14 protein-coding genes are annotated in these 12669 nt (G+C 67.7%); 6 read left to right on the top strand and 8 right to left on the bottom strand.

Annotated elements, in window-relative coordinates; genetic code table 11:
- Window positions 1-47: 47 nt before the first annotated feature.
- Window positions 48-1514, bottom strand: coding sequence for a 30S ribosomal protein S1 (gene rpsA / locus ACFV4K_RS30445; protein WP_357097851.1), 1467 nt, complete (start codon window positions 1512-1514; stop codon window positions 48-50).
- 226 nt (window positions 1515-1740) lie between these two features.
- Between rpsA and ACFV4K_RS30440 the strand changes: the two genes are divergently transcribed.
- Window positions 1741-2613: a class I SAM-dependent methyltransferase gene (locus ACFV4K_RS30440; protein WP_379279562.1), complete on the top strand. Its 873-nt coding sequence runs from the start codon at window positions 1741-1743 to the stop codon at window positions 2611-2613.
- 45 nt (window positions 2614-2658) lie between these two features.
- Here ACFV4K_RS30440 and ACFV4K_RS30435 read toward each other — a convergent pair whose 3' ends face one another.
- From ACFV4K_RS30435 to ACFV4K_RS30425, 3 genes are all read right to left on the bottom strand, one after another.
- On the bottom strand, window positions 2659-2823 hold the full coding sequence (locus ACFV4K_RS30435) for a hypothetical protein (protein ID WP_357097856.1): 165 nt from the start codon (window positions 2821-2823) through the stop codon (window positions 2659-2661).
- Window positions 2823-3698, bottom strand: coding sequence for an SPFH domain-containing protein (locus ACFV4K_RS30430; protein ID WP_379279561.1), 876 nt, complete (start codon window positions 3696-3698; stop codon window positions 2823-2825). Before ACFV4K_RS30430 ends, ACFV4K_RS30435 begins: the two co-directional genes overlap by 1 nt.
- A 125-nt stretch (window positions 3699-3823) precedes the next feature.
- Entirely contained in the window at window positions 3824-5188 is a 1365-nt protein-coding gene (locus tag ACFV4K_RS30425; protein ID WP_379279559.1) for an FAD-binding oxidoreductase, read from the bottom strand.
- A 71-nt stretch (window positions 5189-5259) separates the two neighbouring features.
- Here ACFV4K_RS30425 and ACFV4K_RS30420 point away from each other — a divergent pair, with 71 nt between their 5' ends.
- The 3 genes from ACFV4K_RS30420 (at window position 5260) to ACFV4K_RS30410 (ending at window position 7603) form a co-directional block, all read left to right on the top strand.
- On the top strand, window positions 5260-6201 hold the full coding sequence (locus ACFV4K_RS30420; protein ID WP_379279557.1) for a LysR family transcriptional regulator: 942 nt from the start codon (window positions 5260-5262) through the stop codon (window positions 6199-6201).
- Between the two features lie 140 nt (window positions 6202-6341).
- Window positions 6342-6767, top strand: a complete 426-nt coding sequence (locus ACFV4K_RS30415) for a helix-turn-helix domain-containing protein (RefSeq protein ID WP_379279556.1) — start codon at window positions 6342-6344, stop codon at window positions 6765-6767.
- Entirely contained in the window at window positions 6764-7603 is an 840-nt protein-coding gene (locus tag ACFV4K_RS30410) for an alpha/beta fold hydrolase (protein WP_379279554.1), read from the top strand. The genes ACFV4K_RS30415 and ACFV4K_RS30410 overlap by 4 nt, the downstream gene beginning before the upstream one ends.
- 48 nt (window positions 7604-7651) lie before the next feature.
- Here the strand turns inward: ACFV4K_RS30410 and ACFV4K_RS30405 are convergent, their stop codons facing one another.
- The 4 genes from ACFV4K_RS30405 to ACFV4K_RS30390 all read right to left on the bottom strand — a co-directional run bounded on the left by ACFV4K_RS30405 (window position 7652) and on the right by ACFV4K_RS30390 (window position 11575).
- The gene (locus ACFV4K_RS30405; protein ID WP_379279564.1) at window positions 7652-8404 is read right to left on the bottom strand and encodes an amino acid ABC transporter ATP-binding protein; all 753 of its coding nucleotides are present in this window, start codon (window positions 8402-8404) and stop codon (window positions 7652-7654) included.
- 84 nt (window positions 8405-8488) lie between these two features.
- Window positions 8489-9427, bottom strand: coding sequence for an amino acid ABC transporter permease (locus tag ACFV4K_RS30400; RefSeq protein ID WP_379279553.1), 939 nt, complete (start codon window positions 9425-9427; stop codon window positions 8489-8491).
- 5 nt (window positions 9428-9432) lie between these two features.
- Window positions 9433-10338, bottom strand: coding sequence for an ABC transporter substrate-binding protein (locus ACFV4K_RS30395; protein WP_379279551.1), 906 nt, complete (start codon window positions 10336-10338; stop codon window positions 9433-9435).
- Between the two features lie 151 nt (window positions 10339-10489).
- Complete coding sequence (locus ACFV4K_RS30390; RefSeq protein WP_379279549.1) at window positions 10490-11575, bottom strand: isocitrate/isopropylmalate dehydrogenase family protein; 1086 nt, start codon at window positions 11573-11575, stop codon at window positions 10490-10492.
- Between the two features lie 102 nt (window positions 11576-11677).
- On the opposite strand from ACFV4K_RS30390, the gene ACFV4K_RS30385 reads away from it, so the two are divergent.
- Together ACFV4K_RS30385 and trxA are read left to right on the top strand one after the other, a co-directional pair.
- Window positions 11678-12199: a 2'-5' RNA ligase family protein gene (locus tag ACFV4K_RS30385; protein ID WP_379279548.1), complete on the top strand. Its 522-nt coding sequence runs from the start codon at window positions 11678-11680 to the stop codon at window positions 12197-12199.
- Window positions 12200-12260: 61 nt separating this feature from the next.
- Window positions 12261-12629 carry a thioredoxin gene (gene trxA, locus ACFV4K_RS30380; protein ID WP_357285874.1) on the top strand — a complete coding sequence of 123 codons (369 nt, stop codon included), beginning with the start codon at window positions 12261-12263 and terminating at the stop codon, window positions 12627-12629.
- The last annotated feature ends 40 nt before the right edge of the window (window positions 12630-12669 follow it).

Here is a 12669-nt window from a genome sequence, read left to right as displayed (position 1 = left end):
GTCGAGGACCAGGGGACTTTCGTTATCGCTTAACGCGGATCAGCGAATCAGGCGTTGCCCGACAGCTTCTCACGCAGCGCGGCCAGCTGCGCGTCGCTCGCGAGCGAGCCACCGGCCGGCGCGTCCGAGGAGGAAGCGGCAGCCTGCGAACCGGACTCCGAGGAGTAGTTCTGCGGTCCACCGTTGGCAGCCTCGGCGGCGGCGTCGGCGGCCATCTTCTCCATCTGAGCGGTGTGCATCTTGTGGCGACGCTCGGCCTCGGCGTACCGGGTCTCCCACTCTTCACGCTGCTTCTCGAAACCGTCGAGCCATTCGTTGGTCTCGGAGTCGAAGCCCTCGGGGAAGATGTAGTTGCCCTGGTCGTCGTAGCTGTCGGCCATGCCGTACTTCGACGGGTCGAACTCGGCGGTGTAGTCCTCGTTGGCCTGCTTCAGCGACAGCGAGATCCGGCGACGCTCGAGGTCGATGTCGATGACCTTGACCATGGCGTCGTCGCCGACGGCGACAACCTGGTCCGGGACCTCGACGTGGCGCTCGGCCAGCTCGGAGATGTGCACCAGGCCCTCGATGCCCTCTTCGACGCGCACGAACGCACCGAACGGAACCAGCTTGGTGACCTTGCCCGGCACGATCTGACCGATCGCGTGGGTGCGGGCGAACTGACGCCACGGGTCTTCCTGGGTCGCCTTGAGCGACAGGGAGACACGCTCGCGGTCCAGGTCGACGTCGAGAACCTCGACGGTGACCTCGTTGCCGACCTCGACAACCTCGGACGGGTGGTCGATGTGCTTCCAGGACAGCTCGGAGACGTGCACCAGACCGTCCACGCCACCCAGGTCCACGAAGGCACCGAAGTTGACGATGGAGGAGACCACACCCTTGCGGACCTGGCCCTTCTGCAGCTGGTGCAGGAACTCGCTGCGGACCTCGGACTGGGTCTGCTCGAGCCAGGCGCGACGCGACAGGACCACGTTGTTGCGGTTCTTGTCGAGCTCGATGATCTTGGCCTCGATCTCCTTGCCGACGTACGGCTGGAGGTCGCGGACACGGCGCATCTCGACCAGCGACGCCGGGAGGAAGCCGCGCAGACCGATGTCCAGGATCAGGCCGCCCTTGACGACCTCGATGACGGTGCCCTTGACGGCCTCGTCCTTCTCCTTGAGCTCCTCGATCGTGCCCCAAGCCCGCTCGTACTGAGCGCGCTTCTTCGACAGGATCAGGCGGCCTTCCTTGTCCTCCTTGGTGAGAACGAGGGCCTCGACCTCATCGCCCACGGAAACGACCTCATTGGGGTCGACATCGTGCTTGATGGACAGTTCGCGAGACGGGATCACGCCTTCGGTCTTGTAACCGATGTCGAGAAGGACCTCATCGCGATCGACCTTGACGATCGTGCCTTCGACGATATCGCCGTCGTTGAAGTACTTGATGGTCTTGTCGATGGCGGCGAGGAAGTCCTCGGCAGTGCCGATGTCGTTGACGGCAACCTGCGGCGAGGTGACAGTGGTGGGCATGTGTTGGGAGGCTCCGGACGGATTGTGGTCGGTAGTGGACATGTGGACTTTCGGTTTTGCTGCGAACAGCGGGCAATGGCTCTAATGTTGCACAACGCAGCACGACTATCTGCTCTACGCGGCTCGAGAAACCGGGTACAGAAGACACTCGCGGAAAACAGCGTACGCGACGGGTGTTGTACCAAGCAAACATGGGTCTCATCGCAAACCTCGCTAGGGTGTGCCCATGTCCGAAGATCACTCTGCCACCCCCGACGACGCCCGGCACGCCGAGGCCAATGCCCTGCTCGGCACGGTGGGAGTGACCCGCGCCAAGGTCGATTCGGAGTCGAGTCAGCGCGCCAGCCGCAAGTGGTGGGACGCCGACGCGGCCGCCTATCACGAGACGCACGCCGACTTCCTCGGCGTGGACTCCCCCGCCGGCGAGTTCGTGTGGTGCCCGGAGGGGTTGCACGAGGGTGACTGGCATCTGCTCGGCGATATAGAGGGCAAGCGGATCCTGGAGATCGGCTGCGGGTCGGCCCCCTGCTCGCGCTGGCTCGCCTCGCACGGCGCGCACCCGGTCGGCCTCGACATCTCCCGTTCCATGCTGGATCGCGGTCTGGCCGCCATGGCGGCGGGCGGACCCCGCGTCCCGTTGATCCAGGCGGGCGCGGAGGATTTGCCGTTCGCCGACGAATCGTTCGACCTGGCCTGCTCGGCCTTCGGCGCGGTCCCCTTCGTCGCCGACTCGGCGCGCGTCATGCGCGAGGTTCACCGCGTCCTGCGTCCCGGCGGCCGCTGGGTCTTCTCCGTCAATCACCCCATGCGCTGGATCTTCCCCGACGATCCGGGTCCCGGCGGCCTACGCGCCACCATTCCCTATTTCGACCGCACTCCCTATGTGGAGCTCGGCCCCGACGGCGAGCCCACCTATGTCGAGCATCACCGCACCATCGGCGACCGCGTCCGGGAGATCGTCGCCGCGGGGCTGATCGTGAAGGACATCATCGAACCCGACTGGCCGGAATGGCTCGACCGCGAATGGGGCCAGTGGAGCCCCCTCCGGGGCGAGATCTTCCCCGGCACAGCTATTTTCGTCACCGAAAAGGCGAACTGAGACCCGCGACCGCACCCTCGTGGGGTTGCCGAACCGGTCTCGTGACTATTTGGGTTCGCGGCCCGCTTGCCGGAGAGCCATCCGGAGCGCGTACTCGATCTGGGCGTTGATGCTGCGCAGGTCGTCGGCCGCCCATTTGGCGATGGCGTCGTGGACGGCCGGGTCCAGGCGCAGCAGCACGCGTTTCGGCTCGCGTTTGGCGGCGGACATCAAGCGTAGAGGGTGCCGGCGTTGACCACGGGTGCGGCGGAGCGGTCCCCGCACAGCACGACCAGCAGATTGGACACCATCGCCGCCTTGCGCTCCTCATCCAGATCGACCACACCCTGTTCCGCGAGCCGGTCCAGCGCCATGCCGACCATACCGACCGCGCCTTCGACGATGCGGCTGCGGGCCGCGACCACCTGGGCGGCCTGCTGGCGGACCAGCATGGCCTGGGCGATCTCCGGCGCGTAGGCGAGGTGGGTGATACGGGCCTCGATGATCTCGATGCCGGCCAGTTCGGTGCGGGCGCGCAGCTCCGTGGTCAGCTCACCCGCGACCTCCGCGCCGTCACGCAGGCTCGAGGTGCTCGCGTCGTCGGTCTGGTACGGGTGGGTGGTGGCCAGGTGCCGGACCGCGGTCTCGGACTGGGTGCGCACGAAGTCCTCGTAATCGTCGACGGCGAAGGCGGCCTTGTAGCTGTCCACCACCTGGTAGACGACGACCGCGGCGATCTCGACCGGATTGCCGTCGAGGTCGTTGACCTTCAGCTTCTGGGTCTCGAAGTTGCGGATGCGCAGCGAGATGCCGCGCCGGCTGGACAACGGGGTCACCCAGTGGAAGCCGGACTCGTCGACCGAGCCGATGTAGCGGCCGAAGAACTGGATCACCTTGGCCTGGTTGGGATTCACCGTGATGAAGCCGCTGGCGGCGAGCACCGCGGCCAGGATGGTGACCGCCAGCGCGATGCCGATGACGGTCCGCGCACCCCCGGTGGCGCCGCTGCTCAGCGCGTGCGACTCCAGCACGACTCCGATGACCAGCAGGATGAAGACCCCCAGCATGAGGAACCCGTTCAACCGGAAGGCCCGACGCATCTCCATGACACTCTCCTAGTATCGAAGTGATATCACGACGATAGCGCGGGGGGGCCTGCGCGGCAAGCTCGAAAAACAGTTCGCCCCGCCGCACGAAGGCGCGGCGGGGCAAGGGCTTCGGGTTCAGGCGATCAATTCGGGCGGATATTGCGGTTGTTGCGGAACAGGTTGGCGGGGTCGTACTTCGCCTTGAGCACGGCCAGCCGGTCGTAGGTGGCGGGGCTGTATCCGGCTCGGGTCTGCGCTTCGTCGGCCTGGTCGCCGCTGCCGTAGAGGAAGTTGAGGTTGTGGCCGACGGTCCACGGCCGCAACGTCTTTCGAACCAGCGCCAGCTGGTCTCGCACCGCCTCGGCATTGTCCGATCGCGGCATGGCCAGCACCCGCGCGATGTACTGCGCCTCGCGGTGGTCCATCGAGATTCCGTGCGGGCTCGGACGGCTCAATGCCCCGCCCAGGTGCCGGAATCCGGCCACCGTGGGCAGCGCGGCCTCGGGGCCCGTCGCCGCCAGGAAAGCGTCCGCGGCGTCGGCGGGCAGGTCCGAGAGCAGCGCGTTGGTGGCGGTGTAGGCGTGCGGGTGATCCGGATCCCGGTAGACGGCATGGCTTTCCGTGTAGGGCATCATCCGCAGGTCGTCGGTCATGCGCTCCCCGACCGCGCGCAGCGGCGCGACGAGGCGCTCACCTTCCTCCTCGGCGCCGGTGAAGGCGATATTGATGGTCGCCACGTACCGCCCGCGCAGGTGCGGGGGCAGCTGCGGGATATCGGGGAAGGTCAGCATGGTGATGGCCGAGGTGACGGTCTCGGGCACCTCCCGGGTCCACCGACGCCAGGCCTCCAGCGCCGGGGCGATCAGCGCGGTGTCGAACTGCAACTGGCCGCCGTAGACCCGGGTGACAGGCAGCAGGTCCAGTTCCAGCGCGGTGACCACGCCGAAGTTGCCACCGGTGCCCAGCACCGCGCCGAACAACTCGTCCGCGGGCGTCAGGCGGCGCAGGCGGCCGTCGGCGGTGACGATCTCGACGGCCCGCACATGCTCTGCGGCATAACCGTATTCGCGGGCCAGGATGCCGACCCCGCCGCCGAGAATGTAGCCGACCACGCCGACCGAGAGCGAGGAGCCGTTCAGCGGCGCCAGGCCGTGCGCGGCAGCCGCCTCGATCAGGGCTCCGGCCCGCACGCCCGCCCCGACGCGGGCGGTGCGCGCGTCCGCGTCGACGCGGATGTCGGTGAGGCGGCGGGTGGCGATGAGCACGCCGCCGTCGGCGGCGACCGACAGTCCGTGCCCGGTGGCCTGCACCGCCACCGGAAGTCCGTGCCGCGCCGCGTATTCCACGGCGGCGCGGACGTCCTCGGCGTGAGCCGCGGCCACCACGACGGCGGGCCGGTGGGTGTACGCGGTTTGGAATCCGGCGATCTCGGCGTCGTAGCCGGTGTCGCCGGGCCGGAAGACGGGTCCGGTGGTGGCGGGCAGGTCGGTGATCGCTGTCTTCGTCATGTCACCCACCCTGCTCGCCCAGGAACAATAACTCCAACAGATAGTTCTACTCGTAGCTAGAATCATCAGTTATGGAACTGCGTCAGCTGCGCTACTTCGTCACGGTCGCCGAGGAAGCGAACTTCACCCGCGCGGCGGCCCGCCTGCATCTGACCCAGCCCGGCCTCAGCGCGCAGATCCGCCAGCTGGAACGTGAACTGGGACAGCCTTTGCTGGATCGGACGAGCCGCGCGGTCACGCTCACCCCGGTCGGCGAGGCGGTGTTGCCGATCGCCCGCGCGGCCCTCGAACACGTCGAGCGCATCACCCACACCGTGGACGAATTCACCGGCCTGCTGCGCGGGCACGTGCGGGTCGGCTTGATCTCCGGCGCGGCGGGCGAGGAGATCGACATCGCCCAGGTGTTGTCCGACTTCCACCGCGACCACCCGCAGATCGGCATCTCCCTCACCGAGGACGCCTCCGACGCCATGTACGGCGCCCTGCGTCGCGGCGGGCTGGACATCGGCCTGCTCTCCATCTCGGAGGATCTGGACCCGAGCGTCGGCACCGAGCTCATCTACGAGAGCACGATCGTGGCGGCCGTGCCGGCGGCGGCCGAGGGCTTCGGCGACCGGATCACCCTGACCGAACTGTGCGAGCACCCCCTCATCTGCCTGCCCACCGGCACCGGGCTGCGCGCACTACTCGAAAATGCCTGCGCCGCTGCCTCTCTGACGCCCGATGTGGCGTTCGAGGCCGCCGCGCCCCCGCTGCTGATCCGGTTGGCCGCCCACGACCTCGGCATTGCCGTCATTCCGCGAATCCCGGCGGACGAGGCCACCGGCCTCGGTATCCGCACCCTGGAGATCGATCCGGCGATGTGCGGCCGCCTGGTGCTGGCGTGGAGCACCGAACGTCCCCTGAGCCCGGCCACGAAAGTCCTGCTCGGCCAACTCCGTATCGCGCTCGCGAGCTGGAAGACACCGGGTCAGGCGAGCACGGCCCGCAGGCCGCGGTCGCGGACGGCCTGAATCCCGACCAGCGCCGGCAACACGACGCCGGTCACGATGCGCTCGATGGCGTCGCTCCGGTGATTCGGAAAGCCGCACATCACATAATTACCTAACCTTCCCTATTGCTACTCATCATAGGGAAGGTTAGGGTGGTTTTCGTGACTGATCGTCTCTACTCCGTCGAGGAAGTCGCCGAACGCCTCGGACTGCACGTACGCACAGTCCGCGGGTATGTGCGGGAAGGAAAGCTGCCCGCCACCCGCATCGGCAAGCAGTACCGCATCACCCGGGCCGATCTGGAAGCCTTCACCGGCCTACCCACCCCCGAGGGCGGATCGACTGCCCCGCAACGGTATTCGGAGGTGTCCAGCATCATCGAGGTCGATGCCGCGGATCCCTCGATCGCCGACCGGGTCGGCACGCTGCTGACCGCGGCGGCGGGCACCCACACCGGCGACGGGCAACCACTGCGGGTGCAGACCTTCTACGACCGCGAACGCGCCCGCCTGAAGGTCATTCTCGTCGGCGGCCTGGGCGATACCGCCCGGCTGCTCGAATACATGGAAGGAGTTCTCGCGTCGTGAACGCGATCTACAAGTCCGAGGCCGGACGGGCCGCCATCCAGGCCCGCTACCAGGAACTGGTGCGCCGCTGGCCGGTCGCGGTGGAGCAGTTGCACATTCCGACCCGGGAGGGCGACACCTTCGTGCTGGCCTCCGGCCCGAAGGACACGCCGCCGGTGGTCCTGCTGCACGGGTCCGGGGCCAACTCCGCCACCTGGCTCGGCGATATCGCCTCCTGGGCAACCGATTTCCGCGTCTACGCCGTCGACATGGTGGGCGAGCCCGGGGGCAGCGCCGAGTCCCGCCCGGCGCTCGGCTCGGACGCGGTCGCGTCGTGGCTCGACGATGTCCTTGCCGGACTGGACGTTTCCGCCGCGGCCTTCGTCGGCATGTCGCTGGGCGGCTGGACCGCCCTGGACTACGCGGTCCGCCGACCCGACGCCGTCACGAAGCTGGCGCTGCTGTGCCCCGGCGGGATCGGCAAGCAGCGCTTCGGCTGGATCTTCAAGAACCTGCTCGACCACCTGTTCAGCAACCACGACCTGCGCCGCTCGGCCGCCATCGTCACCGGCCTGAACCTCGCCGACCACGCCGAGATCCTCGACGACGTGACGCTGACCTTCACCCACTTCAACCCGCGCACCGGCAAACTGCCGATCTTCACCGACGCGCAGCTGAGCGCCCTCCCGATGCCGGTTCTGGTGATCGTGGGCGAAGACGACGTCATGTTCAAGTCCGCCGACACCGCCCGCCGCGCACAGCAATCCATTCCGAACGCGACCACCCGGGTGCTCCCGGGCGTCGGTCACGCCATCCTCGGTCAGACCGCGCCCGTGCTGGAGTTCCTCCGCGAGTAACAGATCAGGGAGCCCTCGCGCCGGGGGCTCCCTGATCTCGTAATGGGACTAGAGGATTCGCGAGAGGAACGCCTTGGTCCGGTCGTGCTGGGGATTGGCGAGCAGCTCGCGCGGATCGCCCGCCTCCACCACGACACCGCCGTCCATGAAGGCCAGCTGGTCGGCGACCTCACGGGCGAAACCCATCTCGTGGGTGACGACCACCATGGTCATGCCCGAGGCCGCGAGTTCGCGCATGACGCCGAGCACCTCGCCCACCAGCTCCGGGTCCAGCGCCGAGGTGGGCTCGTCGAAGAGCATCAGCTTGGGGTCCATGGCCAGGGCGCGCGCGATGGCGACACGCTGCTGCTGACCGCCCGACAGCTGGGCGGGGTAGGCATCGGCCTTGTCCGCCATGCCGACTCGGGCCAGCAGGTCCCGGGCGCGGGCCACCGCGTCGGCCCGCTTGAGCTTCTTGACCTGGGTCGGCGCCTCGATGATGTTCTCCAGCGCCGTGCGGTGCGGGAACAGGTTGAAGTGCTGGAACACCATGCCGATATCGCGGCGCTGCTTGGCGGCGTCGCGCGGGTGCAGCTCGTAGAGTTTGCCGTTCTTCTCGCGGTAGCCGACCAGATCGCCGTCCACGTACAGGCGTCCGGCATTGACCCGCTCGAGGTGGTTGATGCAGCGCAGGAAGGTGGACTTGCCGGAACCGGACGGGCCGATCAGGCACAGCACCTCGCCGCGCTTCACCTCGAGGGTGATGCCCTTGAGCACGTTCAGCGCGCCGAAGCTCTTGCACACCCGGTCGGCGCGCACCATCGGCACCGCCGAGGGTGGCAGCGAGCCGTCGATCAGCGGCGTGGACTCCTTGGAGAACGACATCGAATCCTCGGACATGTTCACCTATCCCGTTCCGCCGGCGACCTGCGCCTGGGCCAAGGCGCGCAACTGTTTCGCGGTCAGCTGCCGGGAGGAACCGCGCGAGTAGTACCGCTCCAGGTAGTACTGGCCGATCATGAGCACACTGGTGACGGCCAGATACCAGGTGGCGGCGACCAGCAGCAGCGGGATCGGCTGGAAGTTCACGCTGTAGATGTCGCGGGCCCGGCCGTAGAGGTCGGTGGTGAGCGGGATCGCCGTCACCAGCGAGGTGGTCTTCAGCATGGAGATGAGCTCGTTGCCGGTCGGCGGGATGATCACCCGCATGGCCTGCGGCAGCACCGTGCGGGTCATGGTCTGCGACCACGACATGCCCAGCGCCACCGACGCCTCGCGCTGCCCCTCGCCCACCGAATTGATTCCGGCGCGCACGATCTCGGCCATGTAGGCGGCCTCGTTGAGACCCAGGCCGATCATGGCGAAGAAGAACGGCGCCGACCAGTGCTGCACATCGAAGTGCGCCAGCGACGGCCCGAACGGCACGCCCACGGTGACGGTCTTGTACAGCGACGGGAACAGGCCCCAGAACACCAGCTGCACATAGACCGGCGTCCCGCGGAAGATCCACAGGTACGCCCACGCCACCGAGCGCAGCACCGGGTTCGGCGACAGGCGCATGACCGCCAGCAGCACGCCGAGCACCACGCCGATCAGCATGGCCAGCACGGTCAGCTCCAGAGTCACCAACGCGCCCTGGGCGATTCGTTTGTCACCCAGGTACTTGAAGTAGGTGTTCCAGTGGTAGGCCTCGTTGGTCTTGGCGCCCCAGAGGAACAGGGCCAGGGCGATCAGGATGATCGCGGCGGCGATCCACCGGCCCGGCCGTCGCAGCGGAATCGCCTTGATCGGCTCGGGCTCGGGGCTCTCGACCGGCATCGAGAGGTGGTTCTTGTCCTGCGACATGGAGGTCAGCTGGCTCCGTTGATGACGGACTTGGTGATCGCGCCCTCCTGGACACCCCAGTTCTCGGCGATCTTCTTGTACTGGCCGTTGTCCATCAGGTACTGCACGGCTTCCTGCAGCACCGGCGCCAGCGCGGAGCCCTTCTTGACCGGCCAGCCGTACGGCGCGGAATCGAAGATCTTGCCGGCGGGCTCGATCTTGTCGCCGGCCTGCTTGATGGCGTACGCGGTCACCGGGGAGTCGGCGGACATGGCGTCGACCTGGCCCTGGACCAGCGCGTTGGCGGCGGCGGACTGCTCGTCGTAGGCGACCTTCTGGATCTCCGGCTTGCCCGCGGCGACGCACGCCTTGGACTTGGCCGGGATCTCGTCGGTGTCCTGAACGGTGGTGCGCTGCACCGCGACTCGCTTGCCGCAGGCATTGTCCGGGTCGACGGTCTTGCCCTTCTGCTGGGCCCACTGGCTGCCCGCGGAGAAGTAGGTGACGAAGTCGGCGGTGGCCTCGCGCTCCTTGTTGTCGGTGAAGGAGGACATGCCGAGGTTGTAGGTGCCGGCCTCGATGGAGGGGATGATCTTCTCGAAGTCGGCTTCCTTGTAGTCCGCGTTCAGGCCCAGCACCTTGGCGACGGCGTCCATCAGGTCGACGTCGAAGCCGACGATCTTGCCGCTGGACGGATCCCGGTACTCGTTGGGCTGATACGGAACGTTGACGCCGACGGTCAGCTTGCCGGAGGACTTGATATCGGAGGGCACCTTGGCCGCGATGGTGTCGACCTTGGCCACGTCGACCTTGGCCACCTCGGGGCCGCTGGATTCCGAATTACTGGTACAAGCGGTCAGTGCGAGAGCGCCACCGGCGACGACGACAGCGACTCGCAGGGCACGCCCGCGAAAAGAGTTACGAACAGACACAGCAGTCCTCCACAGTTCGGGTGCGCGACATCCGTGGGTCGCCCGCCGTTTGAAATGTAAGCGAGTGACACCGTCCGCGTCGGCCGGTAACCGAAGATTAATCGGCGACACGCCAGAGCGGGGCCGAACACGCCCGGCCCGGAATGCGCGCTCACCAGCGGTGCAGCCGTGCGCGCACCTGCTCGGTGAATTCGGAGGTAGAGGCTAGCCCACCCAAATCGGACGTTGCAACACCAGCCCGCAACGTATCAGCAACCGATCGTTCGATACGGTCGCCGACCCGGCGCAATGCGCTGTAGCGCTGGGTGCGACCCATCCAGTGCAGCATCGCCGCCGCGGAGTTGAACAGCGCGACCGGATTCGCGCGATTGCGCCCCGCCAGGGTCGGGGCCGCGCCGTGCACCGCCTGCGCCATGATCTGGGTATCGGAGCAGTTCACCGAGGCGGCCATACCGAGCGAACCACTCAATTCGCCCGCCAGATCGGACAGGATGTCGCCGAACAGATTCTCGGTGACGATCACGTCGTAGTCGCGGGCCGCACGGACCAGATGCGCCGCCGCCGCGTCCACGTGCTCGTCATCGATCTCCACGTCCGGGTAGTCCGCGGCCACCTCGTAACAGATATCGCGGAACATGCCCATGGTCATGGGCAACACATTGGCCTTGTGCACCACGGTCAGCTTCTTCGAACGCTCCGACGCGATCTCGAACCCCAGCCGCGCGATGCGTTCGATCGCGGCCCGGGTGAACACGCCGACCGACAGCGCGACATCCCGCGACGGCTGGAACTCGCCGGACCCGGCGGCCATATTGCGGTCGGCGTAGAGGCCCTCGGTGTTCTCGCGCAGGATCAGCAGATCCATGTCCTGGGCCAGCGCGCGCACCCCTTCGAGGCTGCGGGCCGGGCGGATGTTCGCGTAGAGACCGAAGCGCTTGCGGACCGCGCCCGCGGGCGGCAGGCCGGTGCGGTGTTCGGGGGCGTAGGAGGCGCTGTCGTGCGGGCCCATGATCCAGGCGTCGAGTTCGGCCAGCGCGGCGAGCGTCTGTTCGGGCACCGGGTTGCCGTACTGTTCGATCGCCTCGTGCCCGAGCGGCAGCGGGACCCACTCCACCGGCGGCAGGCCCGTGGTCTCGAAGGCGTCGTCGACCACATGCCGGGTGGCACGGACGATTTCGGGGCCGATGCCGTCGCCCTCCAGCAGGCCCAGCCGGATTCGAGTCTCGCTGTCGCTCATGGCAGTCATCCTCGCGCAACCCCCGCCGCCGCCGCGCCCCGGCACACGCCGCCACGCCTGTTTCGAGACCTGGACGAGGATCGCGCGTAAGTTCAGGACACCATGGTGCAATCGGTGGAACTGGTGCTCGACGAGGCGTCCGAGGCGGCGGTGCGGCGGCAGTGGGCGGCGCTGAGCGAACTCGGCCTGCACACGCCTGGGCCCTGGTACCGGCCGCACATCACCATCGCGGTGGCCACCGAGATCTGGCCCCGGCTGGACAAGGTCTTGGCGCAGCAGGACTTCCAGCCGTTCCCCGTGCGCCTGGGCGGACTACTGGTCTTCGGATCCCGTGCCGCCGTACTGGTTCGGGCGGTGGTGCCATCCGAACCACTGATCTCCTTGCAGCACAGGCTGTTCCGGGTGGTCGCCGACTGCCCGGGCATCCCCGGCAATGTCCGGCCCGACCACTGGACCCCGCACGTCACCCTCGCCCGCCGGCTGAAACCGGGCCAATTCGACGCCGCACTGGGCGCGGTGGGCTGGGACAAGGACGTGCGGGCTACCGTGGAGGACATCCGCCGATGGGACGGTGACCGGCGCGCCGAATGGTCGGTGACCGCCGGTGACCTGCCCACCCGGTAGCGCGGGGAAGATAACCGCAGGGCCCGGCGTTGGACCGGGGACATCGATACGAGAGGAAGCCATGGCCACCCAGACCCTGACCGAACAGAACTTCGACGAGGTAGTCACCGGGAACGACGTGGTTCTCGTCGACTTCTGGGCCTCGTGGTGCGGTCCGTGCCGCAGCTTCGCCCCCACCTTCGAGAAGTCGTCCGAAGCCCACCCCGACGTGGTGCACGGCAAGGTCGACACCGAGGATCAGCAGGGACTGGCCGCGGCGGCCAACATCCGCTCCATCCCGACCATCATGGCGTTCCGCGAGGGCGTGCTCGTCTTCGCGCAGCCCGGCGCGCTGCCCCCGGCCGCGCTCGAGGATCTGGTCACCCAGGTGAAGGCCCTCGACATGGACGAGGTGCGCAAGCAGCTCGCCGAGCAGGAATCCGCCAAGTAGCCGCATCCCGCCGCAGCGTCAGCGCCGCACCCCCCGAAGG

The organism is Nocardia sp. NPDC059764 (assembly GCF_042732555.1).
In the GTDB taxonomy this organism is placed as follows: Bacteria; Actinomycetota; Actinomycetes; order Mycobacteriales; family Mycobacteriaceae; genus Nocardia.
This window is presented reverse-complemented; position numbering and strand designations above follow the sequence as displayed.

Bases quoted from the DNA above. Each gene is read 5' to 3' on its own strand.
- trxA (WP_357285874.1), top strand. From the start codon at position 12,261: ATGGCCACCCAGACCCTGACCGAACAGAACTTCGACGAGGTAGTCACC.
- ACFV4K_RS30390 (WP_379279549.1), bottom strand. From the start codon at position 11,575: ATGAGCGACAGCGAGACTCGAATCCGGCTGGGCCTGCTGGAGGGCGAC.
- ACFV4K_RS30405 (WP_379279564.1), bottom strand. From the start codon at position 8,404: ATGGTGCGCGCCGACCGGGTGTGCAAGAGCTTCGGCGCGCTGAACGTG.
- ACFV4K_RS30400 (WP_379279553.1), bottom strand. From the start codon at position 9,427: ATGTCGCAGGACAAGAACCACCTCTCGATGCCGGTCGAGAGCCCCGAG.
- ACFV4K_RS30385 (WP_379279548.1), top strand. From the start codon at position 11,678: ATGGTGCAATCGGTGGAACTGGTGCTCGACGAGGCGTCCGAGGCGGCG.
- ACFV4K_RS30440 (WP_379279562.1), top strand. From the start codon at position 1,741: ATGTCCGAAGATCACTCTGCCACCCCCGACGACGCCCGGCACGCCGAG.
- rpsA (WP_357097851.1), bottom strand. From the start codon at position 1,514: ATGCCCACCACTGTCACCTCGCCGCAGGTTGCCGTCAACGACATCGGC.
- ACFV4K_RS30420 (WP_379279557.1), top strand. From the start codon at position 5,260: ATGGAACTGCGTCAGCTGCGCTACTTCGTCACGGTCGCCGAGGAAGCG.
- ACFV4K_RS30435 (WP_357097856.1), bottom strand. From the start codon at position 2,823: ATGTCCGCCGCCAAACGCGAGCCGAAACGCGTGCTGCTGCGCCTGGAC.
- ACFV4K_RS30430 (WP_379279561.1), bottom strand. From the start codon at position 3,698: ATGGAGATGCGTCGGGCCTTCCGGTTGAACGGGTTCCTCATGCTGGGG.
- ACFV4K_RS30425 (WP_379279559.1), bottom strand. From the start codon at position 5,188: ATGACGAAGACAGCGATCACCGACCTGCCCGCCACCACCGGACCCGTC.